Source organism: Serratia sp. H1w (assembly GCF_000633355.1).
Lineage (GTDB): Bacteria > Pseudomonadota > Gammaproteobacteria > Enterobacterales > Enterobacteriaceae > Chania.
The window spans coordinates 17,991-34,405 of sequence record NZ_AYMQ01000041.1; the positions used below are offsets into that span (position 1 = coordinate 17,991).

Annotated in this window: 13 protein-coding genes and 1 pseudogene; 6 read left to right on the forward strand and 8 right to left on the reverse strand. The window is 54.6% G+C overall.

The genetic code is table 11. The annotated features are described in order from the left end of the window. Positions 1–132: 132 nt before the first annotated feature. Entirely contained in the window at positions 133–2,238 is a 2,106-nt protein-coding gene (gene fusA, locus U869_RS0107520) for an elongation factor G (protein WP_025118841.1), read from the forward strand. A 37-nt stretch (positions 2,239–2,275) separates the two neighbouring features. Here the strand turns inward: fusA and U869_RS29265 are convergent, their stop codons facing one another. From U869_RS29265 to U869_RS0107555, 7 genes and pseudogenes are all read right to left on the reverse strand, one after another. Further along, positions 2,276–4,375: a TonB-dependent receptor domain-containing protein gene (locus tag U869_RS29265; protein ID WP_051588630.1), complete on the reverse strand. Its 2,100-nt coding sequence runs from the start codon at positions 4,373–4,375 to the stop codon at positions 2,276–2,278. Between the two features lie 217 nt (positions 4,376–4,592). After that, a complete protein-coding gene (locus tag U869_RS0107530; RefSeq protein WP_025118842.1) occupies positions 4,593–5,558 on the reverse strand; it encodes a DMT family transporter in 966 nt (321 codons plus the stop codon). Positions 5,559–5,653: 95 nt separating this feature from the next. Continuing rightward, positions 5,654–6,478, reverse strand: a complete 825-nt coding sequence (locus U869_RS0107535; protein ID WP_025118843.1) for an AraC family transcriptional regulator — start codon at positions 6,476–6,478, stop codon at positions 5,654–5,656. A gap of 20 nt (positions 6,479–6,498) precedes the next feature. Then, a pseudogene (locus tag U869_RS29270) lies at positions 6,499–8,356 on the reverse strand (potassium transporter Kup). A 95-nt stretch (positions 8,357–8,451) separates the two neighbouring features. Then, positions 8,452–9,369: an alpha/beta hydrolase gene (locus tag U869_RS0107545; protein ID WP_025118844.1), complete on the reverse strand. Its 918-nt coding sequence runs from the start codon at positions 9,367–9,369 to the stop codon at positions 8,452–8,454. Next, positions 9,356–10,255 carry an alpha/beta fold hydrolase gene (locus U869_RS0107550; protein WP_025118845.1) on the reverse strand — a complete coding sequence of 300 codons (900 nt, stop codon included), beginning with the start codon at positions 10,253–10,255 and terminating at the stop codon, positions 9,356–9,358. Before U869_RS0107550 ends, U869_RS0107545 begins: the two co-directional genes overlap by 14 nt. Before the next feature lie 15 nt (positions 10,256–10,270). Then, positions 10,271–11,326 (reverse strand): sugar phosphate isomerase/epimerase, encoded by a 1,056-nt coding sequence (locus tag U869_RS0107555; RefSeq protein ID WP_025118846.1) that lies wholly within the window; start codon positions 11,324–11,326, stop codon positions 10,271–10,273. 138 nt (positions 11,327–11,464) lie between these two features. On the opposite strand from U869_RS0107555, the gene U869_RS0107560 reads away from it, so the two are divergent. The 5 genes from U869_RS0107560 to nudI all read left to right on the forward strand — a co-directional run bounded on the left by U869_RS0107560 (position 11,465) and on the right by nudI (position 15,078). Continuing rightward, positions 11,465–12,061, forward strand: a complete 597-nt coding sequence (locus U869_RS0107560; RefSeq protein ID WP_025118847.1) for a TetR/AcrR family transcriptional regulator — start codon at positions 11,465–11,467, stop codon at positions 12,059–12,061. Between the two features lie 88 nt (positions 12,062–12,149). Further along, on the forward strand, positions 12,150–12,497 hold the full coding sequence (locus U869_RS0107565) for a helix-turn-helix transcriptional regulator (RefSeq protein ID WP_025118848.1): 348 nt from the start codon (positions 12,150–12,152) through the stop codon (positions 12,495–12,497). Positions 12,498–12,500: 3 nt separating this feature from the next. Then, positions 12,501–13,034, forward strand: a complete 534-nt coding sequence (locus tag U869_RS0107570; RefSeq protein ID WP_025118849.1) for an SRPBCC family protein — start codon at positions 12,501–12,503, stop codon at positions 13,032–13,034. 265 nt (positions 13,035–13,299) lie between these two features. Next, positions 13,300–14,499 carry a TCR/Tet family MFS transporter gene (locus U869_RS0107575; protein ID WP_025118850.1) on the forward strand — a complete coding sequence of 400 codons (1,200 nt, stop codon included), beginning with the start codon at positions 13,300–13,302 and terminating at the stop codon, positions 14,497–14,499. Between the two features lie 150 nt (positions 14,500–14,649). Further along, the gene (nudI, locus tag U869_RS0107580; protein WP_025118851.1) at positions 14,650–15,078 is read left to right on the forward strand and encodes a nucleoside triphosphatase NudI; all 429 of its coding nucleotides are present in this window, start codon (positions 14,650–14,652) and stop codon (positions 15,076–15,078) included. Between the two features lie 59 nt (positions 15,079–15,137). Here the strand turns inward: nudI and U869_RS0107585 are convergent, their stop codons facing one another. Further along, entirely contained in the window at positions 15,138–16,397 is a 1,260-nt protein-coding gene (locus tag U869_RS0107585) for a NupC/NupG family nucleoside CNT transporter (RefSeq protein ID WP_025118852.1), read from the reverse strand. Positions 16,398–16,415 lie beyond the last annotated feature (18 nt).

Genomic DNA, 16,415 nt, shown 5'->3' on the forward strand with positions numbered 1-16,415 from the left:
AATACTATCGACTACGATTACTCTAAGGCCACATGACGCGGTCGTTGCTGGCCTGGCCGATAACCCATTGAGGGATATCATCATTATTTAAACTGTTAAAGCCGTACGCCACAAGGCTAAGAAAGGTTGATTATGGCACGTACTACCCCCATCGAACGCTACCGCAATATCGGCATCTCGGCGCACATTGATGCCGGCAAAACCACGACGACCGAGCTGATTCTGTTTTACACCGGGGTCAGTCACAAGCTGGGCGAAGTCCATGACGGCGCCGCTACCATGGACTGGATGGCGCAGGAACAGGAGCGCGGGATCACCATTACCTCCGCCGCAACGACCTGCTTCTGGAACGGCATGGAGCATAATTATCCTCAGCACCGGATCAATATCATCGATACCCCCGGGCACGTCGATTTCACCATCGAGGTGGAGCGTTCAATGCGCGTGCTGGACGGCGCGGTGATGGTGTATGACTCGGTCGGCGGCGTGCAACCGCAGTCCGAAACCGTGTGGCGTCAGGCGAATAAATACAAGGTGCCCCGGCTGGCCTTCGTCAACAAAATGGACCGCACCGGCGCGGATTTTTTCCGCGTGCGTAACATGATGATCGAGCGCCTGAAAGCTAACCCGGTGCCAGTGGTGATCCCCATCGGCGCAGAAGACCATTTTGCCGGCGTGGTGGATCTGATCCGCATGCAGGCCATCTTTTGGGATGAAGCCACCCAGGGGATGACCTATCGTTTCGAGGCAATCCCGGCTGACATGATCGAGTCTGCCAAAGCATGGCGTGACAAGATGATTGAAGCGGCGGCGGAAGGCTCCGAAGCGCTGATGGATAAATACCTCAATCAGGTTGAATTGACCAATGAGGAAATCGTCCAGGGGCTGCGTGCCCGTACCGTTACCGGTGAGATACAGCCCATGCTGTGCGGCTCGGCATTCCGCAACAAAGGCATCCAGCGCATGCTGGACGCGGTGATCGAACTGATGCCCTCTCCGCTAGATGTGCCGCCAATGGAAGGCCATGATGAGCGCGATAACATCATCACCCGCAAGGCCGATGATAATGAAAAGTTCTCGGCGCTGGCGTTCAAGCTGATGACCGACCCGTTTGTGGGCCAGTTGACCTTTATACGCGTCTATTCCGGCATCGTGGCCAAGGGCGATAGCGTCTATAACCCGGTGAAGGGCAAAAAAGAGCGTATTGGCCGTATCGTGCAGATGCACGCCAACGATCGTAAGGAAGTCGATGAACTGCACGCCGGGGATATAGCCGCCTGCGTCGGTCTGAAGGATGTGACCACGGGCGATACTCTGTGTGAACCTAGCGCTATCATCACCTTGGAACGCATGGTGTTTCCGGAGCCGGTGATTGCGCAGGCCATCGAGCCCAAAACCAAGGCCGACCAGGAGAAAATGGGGATTGCGCTGCAACGCCTGACTTCGGAAGATCCGTCGCTGCGTGTGCGCACCGATGAAGACTCCGGCCAGACCATCATCTATGGCATGGGCGAATTGCACCTGGAAATCATTGTCGACCGTATGCGGCGCGAGTTTGGCGTCGAAACCAATACCGGTAAACCGCAGGTTTCTTACCGCGAAACCATCCGCCAGAAAGTGACCGACGTTGAAGGGAAATTTGTGCGCCAGTCTGGCGGTAAAGGCCAATATGGCCACGTGGTGCTGACGGTGGAACCCAATGAACCGGGTAAAGGTTTTGAATTCTTTGACGAGATCAAAGGCGGCGTGATCCCCGGTGAATATATTCCGGCGGTGAAAAAAGGCGTGCTGGAGGCGTTGAATAATGGCGTGCTGGCGGGGTATCAGATGGTCGATGTCAAAGTGCATCTGACCTTTGGTTCCTACCACGATGTGGACTCCTCCGAACAGGCGTTCCGCATGGCGGCCATCTTTGGTTTTAGAGAAGCCTGTCGCCTGGCCAGCCCGGCAATTCTGGAGCCCATCATGGCAGTCGAAGTCGAAACACCGGAGGATTACGCCGGTAACGTGATGGGCGATCTGTCATCACGGCGCGGAATGGTACAAGGAATGGAAGACATCCCCGGCGGTGGCGGCAAAGTGATCCATGCCAAGGTGCCGTTGTCTGAGATGTTTGGTTATTCCACCACCCTGCGTTCCATGTCGCAAGGCCGGGCCACCTATACTATGGAATTCAGCCACTACTCCGAAGCCCCACGTAACGTGGCCGAAGAGATCATCCAACACAGTAAACGTTAATTGATAACGGCTACGGGGAACCCCGTAGCCGTTGACCTTAGAATGACAAAGTCACGTTGCCATAAAAAGCTCTGCCCGGAATATAGAAGTTGTTTCCGTTGGTCGAGCTGTAATTGCCTGAGCTGGTGACATCCATCGGGTTCTTATCGAACAGGTTGTCGATCCCCGCGTTTAGCTTGATGTTCTTGGTCGCTTTATAAGCCGCATTCAGCCCCCAAATGGTATAGCCGCTACAAACGCGAGCTGCCCCCGTATTGCGACCTACTTCTTCACACCCACCTAAAACCTGTCCGTAATACTGCGCGCTAAGCGAAGCGGTAGTCTGCTGATCAATATCCCAGTCCAGCGAAGAGTAGCTGGCCCATTTTGAGGTGTTGGTCAGCAGATTGCCGGCGGAGTCTTCGGCCTTGATCATGCGGGTAATATTGTTACGCAGATACAGGCCGCTGAGCCAAGGGTTTTGGAAATCATCGACAATTGGAATATTCAGCGTCGCCTCAAGGCCTTGGGTACGGGCCGAGTCCAGGTTGACGCGCTGCAACCAGTAGATATCATTGATATTTTCACCGGTTTGGCCATACAGATAGCCTAGCGGTGCCGAAGAAATTTTATCTTTGAATCGAGTATCAAAGAAGGTCAACCCGGCCAACCATTGCTGGTTCTCGTAAGTCGCACCGATCTCCCAGCTTTTGGATTTCTCCGGCTTCAGGCTCTCGTTACCGCGCGTATAGCAGTCGACAATATTCTCCCGTGCTGGCGTGGTTTTGCCCTGATAGTCACCGTACATCTGGCAGGCGGTGCCTTTCGACGTTTCAATAAAGGCCAGGCTGGATTGGCGCACCGTTGGCACCTTGAACCCTTCGGAATAGCCCCCTTTGAAGGTCCAGTGATCGTAAGGCTGATACACCAGGAACGCTCGCGGCGTGGTGGCGTTACCATAATCGGTCACGTCGCGGCGCAGGCCAAGGGTTAGCGCCAGCTCGTCGGTCAAGGTCAGTTGGTCTTCAATAAAGAAGCCCAGGCTTTTCATCTGACCGTAACTTTGCCCCAGAGTATCGGTACCGGTTTTCGATCCCATCGATGACGGATTGCTCAACTCTTCCTTTTTCCAATCCATACCGAGCGTGGCGTTTTGCTCCAGCCACAGTTCAAACGGGAAGTTGAAGTCGCCCTGCACCACGGTATCCTTGCTCCACAGCTTGCCGCTACGGCTACCGAGAATGGCGTCATTGCTGATGACTGGAATGTTGTTACTGGTGTTCTCGTACTTGTTTTGATAGGCAGAAAATTTCGCCGTGCCCAGCTCGAAGATGCCTTGGTAATCAAAAGAATAGTTTTTACGCTCAAGATCGGTGATCCCACGCAGCGGCACGATATAAGAGTTCCCTTCGTAGTTGACGCGGCCCTCAATGCCCTTTTCTCTGCCACCCATATAGCCGACGCTGACGCGTTGGGTGTCGGTGATGTCCCAATCCAGATCGGCACCGTAGCTGTAGCGTTCTTTGCCTTCTCTGCCCCGGCCCCAGCGCAGACCATTAATGGCATTGCCATTTTTATCGAAATCGGCGGCGGAACTGACATCGGCATCGCGTTTATCCCAGGAGCCATTCATCCGTAAGGAGAAACCATTCCCCAGCGGGCCTGCCAGATAACCGGTATAGGTATTGGTATCACCGGCATCCGAGTCCTGCGGTTGGTTGGTGCCCAACGTCAGCGAGCCGTTCCATTTTTTGGTGTTTTTCTTGGTGATGATGTTAACCACCCCGCCCATCGCATCCGAACCATATAGCGAGGACATTGGGCCACGTACGATCTCGATGCGTTCAATCGACTCGATCGGGATCCAGTTAATGTCATCAAAATAGTTTTGCTGTGTGGTTTTGATGCCGTTGCTGGCGCTGATGCGTTTGCCATCAACCAGTAGCAGCGTGTAGGCCGCAGGCATGCCACGGATCTCAATCCCTGAGCCGACGTCATTACTATTGGCTTTGGCCACGCCGGTGATCCGGCTAAGCACGTCGGCCAGGTCGGTGGCGGATTTAGCGACGTTCGAGCGTAACTGCTCGGCGGTGATCACGGAAATGCTGGCGGGTGCACTGCGTAGGGTTTGTTCAATCCCTGACGCAGTCACCACCATGGTATCTTACGTTTCGGTATTGCTTTCCTCGGCTAAAGCCGAGGCGCTAAACAACAAGAAAGGTAGTGAACATAGGCCCGAGGCCGAAGTAGTAAAATTTTTCATCCTGAATCCCTGATCCTAGTGAGGATTCGAATGATAATTAATACCATTCGTGATTACAATTCAAAAGGTAATAAAATGTAACCGGGATAAACAATTCATATGCTCGGGTGGCTTATCCACGCTCCTCTAGTGCAATCACCACCGGTTCCAGCTTGATGCGCATCGCGTAAATCACGCCGACCATCAAGCAGGCAATACCGCATAGCGTCAGCAGCGGCGGCCAGGTATGGCGTAGCATATAGGTATAGGCCAACCCGGCTAAGATCTCGAACACGATCAACGGCCCTACCAGTACCGTTGGCAATCGCTGGCTCGCCTCGTTCCAGCACAACGTACCCAGCCAGGAACACAGCACGCCGATGGCGATCATCAGTGGGATAAACACTTCCGGTCTGGGGCCAAACGGCAGCGCGAACTGCGGTTGTGTCAACGCCAGTTGCCCGCAAACCAGCACATAGCCCACCAACGCCAAAGGTAAGGTCACAATCCCCTGCGCCGTGGCCCAGGTCGCGGGTCGTTTATCCGGGTTATCGCGTAGCCAGCGCGCGTTGCGCAGCGGAAACCAGGTCCAGCACATCACCGCCAACAGTGCCAATCCCAGCCCGCTGGTATAACGCCAGACATCAATCGGCTCGCTATTGCCTCGCAATTCCGCCACGTTGACCAACACCAGCCCAAGGGCAATCACCAGCAAAGCCGGGGTCAATTTACGCCAGGAGAGACGGCCGTCGTGGTGGCCATAAAACAGATTGGCGGCAACCGATATCACCACCGGCAGCGTACCGATAATCATGGTCGAAACCGGCGCACCGGTACGTTGGATCGCACTGGCCAGGCACAGGTAATACAGCAGGTTGCCGATTGCGGTCAGTTTCAGCGCCTCCAGCCAATCTTTAGCCAGCAACTGACGCAGGCGACGGCGGTCCAACCACGCCAGCGGCAGTACAACCAGCCCAAAAGCCAGATAGCGCCCGGTAGACTGCAAAGCGGCTGGGTAGTCAGGCACCAACACCGGGCCAATAAAGATCAGGCCCCACATCAACCCGGCAATCAGGGCAAACAACACGCCGACAAACATAGTCACTCCATCATTAACAATCATTCTCAAGTGGCGTCAGGATAGAGGGCGGTGGCAGCAGAATATTGTACCAGGTTGCTGTTTTACGTCGGATGTCAGCGCATGACCTGTTTTTGGTAGCGGGCTGGCGTGACACCGTAACGATTGACCAGCGCTTTGGTCAGATGCGCCTGATCGGTCAACCCCACCGCCACGGCCACCTGGGCGGCGGGCATTCCCCGCCCGAGCATCTGCTTGGCCCGTTCAAGCCGGATCGCCATCAGCATCTGATGCGGGGTTACGTGAAACTGTGCCTTGAATTTGCGTTGGAAATGATACGGACTGAGCGACACCAAAACCGCCAGATCGCTCAACGTGATCGGCGAGGCGAAGTTATCCCGCAAATACTCCTTCACGATGGCCATACTGTGAGCGGCTTCATTCTGCTGCGGTTGAGCAATACGCGTATAGGGGCGGAAAATATCAACGACGGAGAGCAACAAGCTATCGAGCGCCAAGGTGTCGCGGGTTTGCCATAGCGCCGCCAAGGTTTGCGACAGCCGTTTGGCCGCCGCCGCATCATGATGGATCACCTCATTAAACCAACAGCCCTTCTCGCCGGAAATTCTCTCTAGGGCAGCCGCTTCCAGATAGATCATCCGATAGTTCCAACCGCCTGCGGTTTCCGCTTCACCGGTATGCAGCTCATCAGGGTTCATCAACACCAAAGATCCCGGCGCGGCCAGATGCTGTGCCCCTCGGTAGCGAAAGCGCTCCGCGCCCGCTTCCACCGTGCCGATGCCAAACGCATCATGGGCGTGTGGCTCAAACGCGTAGCGATCGATATGGGCCTGATAAAGCTCCACGCCCGGCAACTGCGGCAAATGCCGAAACTGGGCGCGATCTTTTTCAAATGGAAACTGTTCTGGCACACCTTGCACTTATCGGGTTCCTGTTGCAGTTAAACCGGTACGCGGCGGCTGATTTCAACCACCTGGTCGCTGGGTAGATAATAATAATCCGTTACGTGCATACCGTTACGCACCATCAGCGCGAAGATATGACGTTGCCACGCCGGCATTGCGCCACGCCCTTCGCGTTTGACAATGGTTTCATGCCCCAACGTCGTTAAGGTTGAAGCCGCATTGCTGCGCTTCCAGATGACGTAACAACTGAGGAATGTTCGGCCGTTCCATAAAACCATAATGAGCCACGCCGCGCCAGAAATCCGGGGCCAGTTCGGTCATCGTCAGCCGTTCCCTATCGGCCACTCGCGGTACGTTTTGCACCACAATATTCAGCGCCAACAGGTCAGTATGCAGCGAACCATTGCGCTTGACGTGCCATTTCATGACCGGCGGCGTCCCTCCCTGGGAACGCGTCAGGAAAATCGCCGTGCCCGGTACCCGTGGAATTGCCTGTTGTTCGATCGCCGCCATAAAGGTGGTTACCGGTACCACTTTTTCGTCCAACATCTGCGAAGCGGATACCACCCCACGGTGCCAAATCAGCATCACGCCGTAAACCGCAGCCGCCAGTAACAGCGGCATATAGCCCCCTTCCAGCACCTTGCTCAGGTTGGCTATCAGGAAACTGAGATCGACGATAAAGAAACATCCAGCTACCACCAGGCTGGCCGCCAGACTCCATCGCCAGACTTCGCGCATGGCGACAAACAGCAGCCCAGAAGTCATGATCATGGTCAGGGAAACGGCGATCCCATAGGCCGCGGCCAGATTATCGGATGATTTGAAGAATACCGCCAGGAACACCGTTACCGCCATCAATAGCCAGTTGATCGCACCAATGTAGATCTGCCCATAGCTATCTTCGGTAGTCTGCTTGACGCGTAAACGCGGTAACCATCCCAGCTGGATCGCCTGACGCGTCATGGAGAACGCGCCGCTGATAATGGCCTGGCTGGCAATAATGGTGGCTAACGTGGCCAGAATGACCAGTGGGATTTGCAGCACCGGCGGGCACAGGCGGAAAAAGATGTTCTGTGTCACGTCGGCCCCGGAGAGGATCAAAGCCGCCTGCCCCGCATAGTTCAGCAGCAGGCTGGGAAATACGATACCGAACCAGGCTAGCCAGATGGGCTGTTTACCAAAGTGCCCCATATCGGCATACAACGCTTCCGCACCGGTCACGCACAGGAAGACCCCGCCGAGCACCAGAAAGCTGACCATGCCATTGGAGAACAGAAAGCGTATGCCATACATCGGGTTGATCGCCATCAGCACCGCCGGATATTGGATAATGCCCCAGACCCCCAGCGCGGCAATCACCGCGAACCACAGCGCCATTATCGGGCCGAATACCTTGCCGATGCGGGCAGTGCCCAGCGCCTGGATCGCAAACAAACTGACCAGGATCGCCACGGTCGCAGGCAGGATATAAGGTTTGGACTCTGGCAAGACGATGTTCAATCCTTCCAACGCCGAAAGCACAGAGATCGCTGGGGTAATGGCCCCATCGCCGTAAATCAGTGCTGCGCCAAACAACCCGGCAAATACCACCGCCGGACGATGATTCTTGTGGCTGACCAGCAATGACATCAACGCCAGGATGCCACCTTCGCCGTTGTTATCGATACGCATGGCGAAGATGGCATATTTTACCGACGTCACGATCACCAGGGTCCAAAAAATCAGGGACAGCAATCCAAGGATCACCTCCGGGGTTGGTGCATCCCCAGACAGAAACAAGACGGTTTTCAAGGTATACAGCGGGCTGGTTCCGATATCGCCAAACACCACGCCCAGTGCTCCCCCGGCCATCAGCGTCAGACTGCTTTTTTTACTCTCCACGGCGGACATGGCATCGTCCTTAACAGTTTGATCATACAAATAAGGATAGTGTAAAACCCTGCCGATAGGGCTATTGTCCCGCCATTCCCTGGCAGGTAACAAAGTTAAGCCGATGTCTCCAGCGCAGTAAATAAAGACTGGGCCGCTGGGGTCAAGCCGGTCATATGCATACAGGCATGTACCATACCGGGCAAGCGTTGGCAATTCACGCTAATGCCTGCTGCCTGTAAGCGCTGCGCATAGCGTTCGCCCTCGTCCCGCAGCGGATCGTATTCACAAACCAGGATCGTTGCAGGCGGCAAATCTGCCACGCTTTCTGCATACCATGGTGACGCATAAGGCTGCTGTCGCTCCGGCTCCTGCCCTAAATAATTCTCCCAGCACCAGCTCATCACCTCCTGCGTCAGATAATAACCCTCACCATATTGGCTAAAGCTGGGCATCGTCATCCCGCTATCCAGGGCCGGATAAAGCAGGTATTGATGCTCTACACTTGGCCCTGAGCGATCTCTGGCCATCAGCGCGGCCGCAGCAGCCAGGTTACCTCCCGCACTATCCCCACCAAGAGCGATCCGCAGAGGATCAATACCAATTTGAGCGGCCTGCTCCGAAGCCCAACATAGCGCCTGATAAACATCATCCAATGGCGTCGGGAAAGGATATTCCGGTGCCAGACGATAATCGACAGACAGGATCATTCGCCCAGTGGCATTGGCCAACGCGCGGCAAGGCACATCGTAAACGTCTAGCGACCCGAGACACCAACCACCGCCGTGTGCGAACACCATCGCCGCAAGCGTTACATCCACTGAGGCATTCAGGGGAACATAACCGCGCACGGCAATAGTCTGCCCACCGCTGACCGGGATGTGGAATTCCGTTATTCTCTGGACGGGCTGCGGCTCTCCCTGCAAGCTCCGTAACCCCACCGCCGTCTGCGCGCGCAGTGCCTCCAATGAGGATGGTGCAGGCACATCGGCCTGTTGCTGCAAAAACAGTGCAATCTGCTTATCCAGCGGCATGCTCTTTACCCTCCAGTAAAAAAGGCAGGATCAGAACGACAAACGCCTCATGGCTTTCCTCGGTAATAAAATGCCCACAGCCGGGCACCATTTCCCCTTGAAGATGGCAGGCCTTGCCCTGCAAAGTCTGGAATGGCGCATCACGAGTGGCATGCTCGGCACCTATCGTCAGCACCGGCATCGGCAACTGGGTTTTCGCCCGCAGTTGGTTCTGCCGAATGGTTTCCGGGATAGCCCGGTAATAGTCAAAACCGGCCCGCAAACTGCCCGGCACCGAATAAGCCGCGATGTAGGTTTCTGCGGCAACGCGATCGCGGCGGAAAGACCAGCGGTTGAAAATATACCCCAGATATTCCGCCTCTCTGCCGGTGGTCAAGGCTTCGGGCAGGTCGGTTAACTGGTTAAACATAAAATGCCACAGGAAGATGTTGTCCTCGGCGGGAACAAAGATCGGCGGAGCTTCCGCCAACCCGGGGATCACCGCTTCGGTCAATACCAGCCTGCTGACCGCCTGCGGATAATCACTGGCTAACGCGTAACCCAGCCACATGCCAATATCATGGCCGATCACCGCATAACGCTGATGCCCCAGTTGCGCCATGACCTGATGGAGTTTTTCTGCCACGCTGCCGGTGTCATAGCCGCCAAGGGGTTTGTCCGAATCGCCCATTCCAGGGGGATCGACAGCAATCGCCTGAAAGCCTGCGCCAGCTAACGCCTGCATGACGTAACGCCAGGTGTACCAGGTTTGTGGCCAGCCAGGGATCAGCAATACCGGCTGGCCGCTACCGGCAATAGCGCAGTGAATACGGTTGCCGTTGATCTTGAGATAGACGTGTTCGACCTTGAGCCCATTGGATAATGGCCCGTGAGTTTGCATAGTCATAAAGTGCTCCGAAAGTTAGCGAATGCCCAGTAAGGCGTTGATTTGTTGTTGATTGACCGGCGCGCCGGCAAAGTCGTCGAACACTTTATCCGTGACGGGAATAATATGGTTGCGAATAAACGCAGCCCCTTCTTCCGCCCCGGTTTGTGGATGCTTCAGGCAGCATTCCCATTCCAGCGTCGCCCAGCCGGCATAGTCGTACTGCGTCAACCTGGAGAAGATCCCTTTAAAGTCCACCTGCCCATCACCTAATGAACGGAAGCGCCCGGCACGATCCGCCCACGACTGATAACCGCCGTAAATCCCCTGCCGACCGCTTGGGTTGAACTCTGCGTCCTTGACGTGAAACATGCGGATATGATCTTTATAGATAACAATAAATTCCAGGTAGTTGAGCTGTTGCAGCACGAAATGGCTGGGGTCAAACAGCATTTGGCAACGTGGGTGGCCCGCAACGCGCTGGTGGAACATCTCAAAGGTAATACCGTCATGCAGATCTTCGCTGGGGTGGATCTCATAACACAGGTTGATGCCCTGCTCATCACAGGCGTCCAACACCGGTAACCAACGTTTGGCCAGCTCATCGAAGGCCGTTTCAATCAACCCTTCTGGGCGTTGTGGGAACGGGAACAGATAGGGCCAGGCCAATGAACCGGAGAAAGTGCCCATTTCCGTCAGGCCCAACCGTGCGGAAGCTTTTGCCGCCAGCAGCAGGTTTTCTTTCGCCCACTGCGTTCGAGCTTGGGAATTGCCGCGCAATCCTTCCGGTACAAAGCTGTCACATAGCGCGTCATAGGCGGGATGCACCGCCATCAGTTGGCCAAAGATATGCGTGGTTAATTCACTGACGACCAGGCCGTGCTCGGCCAACATACCGGTGACGTCATCGCAATAACTTTGGCTCTCTGCCGCCGTTTTAACATCAAACAACCGGCTATCCCATGCTGGGATCTGCAAGGCTTTAAAGCCGGTTTCCTTCGCCCAGGCAGCAATGGCAGGCAGGCTGTTAAATGGAGCGGTGGCATCGCTAAATTGGGCAAGGTGGAGGCTGGGACCTTTAATCGTTTTCATCGTCTTTCCTATTGTTTGTCGATTGACAAACAATAGGCTTAAATCAGATTATCGGCAAGCGGATTTTTGAAATTCGTTGGTGTTATCCACGATTTAAGCGATCCTATAGCCCGCAGCAGAACACCGGAGAAGATGACAATGGCAGGTAGACCAAGGGAGTTCGACCGTGAACAGGCACTCCTGAAAGCACGGGATTTGTTTTGGCGACAGGGGTTTGAAGGCACTTCGATGTCTGACCTGGTGGCCGAGCTGGGCATTGCTTCGGCGCGGATCTACAAAGCCTTCGGTTCAAAAGAGTTGTTGTTCCGTGAAGCAATAGAACATTACGAGGCCCACGAAGGCGGCTTTGCCGAGCGCGCTTTTACGAAAAACGCCGGTATAAGAGCTGCTCTCGAACAAATGCTGAATGACGCGGCTACACTGTACAGCAACGTTGATCTCCCCCAAGGCTGCATGGTGGTTTCTTCTGCGGCCAGCGTCAGCGAAGACAATCAGGGCATACGAAACTGGTTGATGGAACACCGTCAACAGCGTACCCAAGGCATCATTGACAAAGTTTTGGCTGCGGTACAGGCTGGAGAGCTGCCCGCCAACACCGATGCAGAAAGCCTCGGCGATTATTTTGCCGCGTTTTTGCATGGCTTATCCATTCAGGCACGCGATGGTGTCAGCCAGGCCCGCCTGAAGAAAGCAGTTAAGACCGCCCTCACTATGCTGGATCATCCCCCGATGTAATGCCTTACCCACAATTTTTATGTGACAAGGTTAAAAAATATTCAACGAACAGGTTGAGTATTGCCGTTGGCGTTCTATATTTAACCATATGGTTAAATTATCTTCCTCACCGCTAGACGCCATTTTTCATGCACTGGCCGACCCCACCAGGCGTGCCATTCTGCGTACCTTGGCCGAAGGCGAACATAGCATCGGTGAACTGGCTGCCCCGTTCGAGATGTCGTTTGCCGGTGCTTCCAAGCATATCAAAGCGCTTGAGCAAGCCGGGCTGGTGCAACGCACTGTGCAGGGAAGAAACCATATCTGCCGGCTCGCTCCCGAGCCGATGGCGCAGGCCATGCACTGGCTGCAAACCTACGAACATTTCTGGAATGAGCGGTTGGACGCGCTAGAGCTTGCGCTGCTACAGGCCGACTCGTCTCCACCGACGGAGTGAATCATGAACGACTACGGTATGATTATTGAAACCGGTACGCTGCGTATCCAGCGGTTGCTGCCCGGCCCACTCAAACGCGTCTGGGCCTACCTGATTGAATCGGATAAACGTGCCAGTTGGCTGGCCGCTGGTGAGATGCCAATGCAGGTCGGGGCCAAGATTGAGCTGCTGTTCTGCAATGCCGATTTGGCCGGTGAGGACGAAAAGCCGCCGGCAAAATACAAATCCTGCGCCGGTAAAGTCACTCAGGTTGGCCATATCACCTGCATACTTCCGCCGCACCTGGTGAGCTTTACCTGGGCAGAAACAGGGGAAGCCCGCCCATCGGAAGTCACGATTGAACTGACCGAGCAAGGGGATAACGTGCTGTTGACCCTCACCCATCGCCGCCTGGCCAATCGTGAAACCATGCTCAGCGTCGCCAGTGGCTGGCACACTCATCTGGATCTTCTGCTCGATCTGTTGCAAAAGCGCACGCCGCGTCCGTTCTGGGCTTCCATGAGCCAATGGGAAGACGAGTACCGGGCAAAACTGTAAACCTGCGGGGTGAGAATTTCTATTCTCATCCCATTGTTTTGGCAACTCGCAAAATGCTCCGAGCCGATGTTGCCATAACCCCTAGTAAAGTATATAAGGTACCGATCTCGCGAAAAATCGTCCACTTAGGTGAGCGACGAACACGCCAGCAGTGCGTTATGTACTTGGATCGGCCAGCGTTTTCCTTTATCGTCTGAAAAATTTCAGGCACCGTCACAGATTTAATGTCTTGTGTGCTAAATCTGAGTTTCGACAGGAACGTTGAATGAACAAACCTCTTATTATTATTTTCACCACCATTGTCCTTGATGCGATTGGCGTCGGTATTATTTTCCCAATCCTGCCCTCACTGCTCAAAGACCTTACCCATACCAGCAACGTTGCACTCTATATTGGCATCATGACGGCCCTCTATGCCGTCATGCAGTTTATTTTCGCCCCAGTGCTCGGTGCTCTGAGTGACCGTCTGGGGCGCAAACCGGTGTTGATGATCTCCCTTGGCGGTGCAGTCCTTAACTACCTGTTCCTCACCTTTTCGCCCCATCTGTGGATGTTATTGCTTGGCCGAGCCATCGCAGGAATGACCAGCGCCAATGTGGCGGTAGCCATGGCCTACATTACCGATATCACTCCGCCTGAAAAACGAGCGCGTCGTTTTGGCTTGTTCAACGCAATGTTCGGTATGGGTTTTATTATTGGACCGGTACTTGGCGGTGTCCTGGGTGATCATTGGTTGCGGCTCCCTTTCATTGCGGCAGCTGTCCTCAATGGCTGCAACTTTCTGATGGCCTGGTTCGTACTCCCCGAATCCCGCCCCCCCAGTCGTGAAAAGATCAATCTTTCCGCGCTCAACCCACTCAGACCACTGCGCTGGGCCTTTTCCATCAGAGGGCTGCTGCCGATTGTCATGACCTTTTTTATCCTTAGCGCTACCGGGGAGGCTTATGGCATATGCTGGGCGCTGTGGGGATATGATGCGTTCCAATGGAATGGTTTTTGGATTGGACTCTCGCTGGGGGCATTTGGGGTCTTTCAGACATTGGTGCAAATTTTCCTACCCGGACCTGCGACCAGACTATTTGGCGAGCGTGGCGCTATTCTCATTGGTATCGCCTGTGCCTGCTCAGCGCTTGTTGCATTGGCCTTCGTCCGTGAAGGCTGGATGGTGTTTGTTATCATGCCTATCTTTGCACTCGGCGGTATTGGGAACCCGGCACTACAGGCGCTGGTTACCCGCCAGGTCGATCCCGATCGCCAGGGTCAGTTGCAGGGGGTGCTAACCTCGGCGATCAGCTTGGCATCGATCGTCGCACCACTTTTTTTCTCAACCGTCTATTTCGCCGTCCAGCAGGAATGGCCTGGTGCTGTGTGGCTTTCGGTAGCCGCTGTTTATTTGATTGCGATACCGCTAGTCCTTCAGAGTACCCATGCTAAAATCAAGGCCACTAACCACCCGGCCGTTTAAAACTCAATCAACATAACCCGGTTCGATTGCGGAGCAAACTCGCCGCACGATCAGACTTTTTGAAACGTATAACTTCAGCCAATAGGGGTTTTAAACGTGCACCATTGCCCCTATCCTCATCAGTCAGATGTCCTTGAAAATGGAGTTACGATGCGTCAACGTATTATTGTCTGCCCGTTAATCGAAAACGATAACGCCTATCTGCTATGTAAAATGGCTGCCCATAAGGGCGTCTTCCCCGGCCAGTGGGCGCTCTCTGGCGGCGGCACCGAGCCAGGGGAAACCATCGAGGAAGCATTGCGCCGTGAGGTGAGTGAAGAGCTGGGGAGCGAACTGATACTCGACCACATCCAACCCTGGACGTTCCGCGATGACGTGCGGATCAAGACCTATGAAGACGGCAGCAAAGAGCAAATCTATATGATTTACCTGATATTTGACTGCCACGCGGCCAATCGCACCATCACGATTAATGATGAGTTTGAAGACTATGCCTGGGTGCCGAAGGAACAGCTGGCCAACTACGATTTGAACGAAGCGACCCGATTCACTTTGCGCCAGCGTGGGTTATTGGAATAGTGACGGGCGCTGCATGCAGCGCCCCTACTTTCTGGCCCAGGATTGCCCCAGAGTGATCTCTAAACGCCACCCAGACCGATAAACAACCCGGCAATGGTGGCACTCATCAGGTTGGAAAGCGTCGCCGCCAGCAAAGCACGGAACCCCAACTGAGCAATTTCGGAGGCCCTCTCCGGCACCACCGCGCTAAACGCCCCCACCACCACGGCAATAGATCCAAAATTGGCAAAGCCACACAGGGCGAACGAGATCACCGCAATGGTTTTCGGATCGAGCAGCATTGCGCTTTCTTTCAGGTAAGGAGAGAAACTGAGATAGGCAACAAACTCGTTAATCGCCAGTTTCTGACCAATCAGCCCCCCGGCCAGATCGGCGTGTTCCCAGCTCACGCCCATGATGTAGGCCAACGGAGCAAACAGATAGCCCAGCAGGCTTTGCAGGCTGACACTTTCAACGCCAAACAGGCCACCCACGCCGCCAATGATGCCGTTGATCAACGCGATCAGCGCTACAAAGGCCATCACTACCGTGGCAACACCCACCGCAATTTTCAACCCCAGCATGGCACCATTGGCCGCCGCTTCGATAATGCTGGCAGGCCGTTTATCGCTGAATGACATTTCGCTGAACTCCACGCGGGAAGGCTCCGTCGCCGGGCTTAGCAACCGGGCAAACAGGATCCCCCCAGGGATAGCCATCAGGGAAGCCGCCAGCAGATACTCAATGGGGACGCCCAAACCGGCATAACCGACCAGCATCGAACCGGCAATGGAGGCCATGCCGCTACAGATCACCGTGAATAGTTCATTGCGGTTCATGTGTTTGACAAACGGCTTCAACACCGCAGGTAACTCATTCTGCCCCAGGAAAATGGTGGTGACGGCGGCAAAGGATTCCACCTTGCTGATATTCATCAGCCGTTGGAAGACATAGCCAAGGATATTGATCACCCACTTCATCACGCCAAGGTAATATAAAATAGAAATCAGTGAGGTGATAAAAATAATGGCGGGCAAAACGTGAAAGGCGAAGACAAAACCTGCGCCATCGAAAAGCTCATTCATTTTCGGCCCAACCAGGCCGCCAAAAATAAATGCGCTCCCCGCATCGCTGTAAGAAATAACGCGATTGACCCCGCTGGCAATGGCGTTAATTGCCCATTTTCCTGCGGGGACATAGAGCATAATCGCCCCGAGTAATATCTGGAGCAATAATGCTGCACCTACCGTACGCAAGCTGATCCTCTTTTTATTTACTGAAAAAACAAACCCGATCAATAACAGGATGATGATGCCTGCCAAACTGCGCAATAATTCCATAATGCCCCCTTCTGTTTT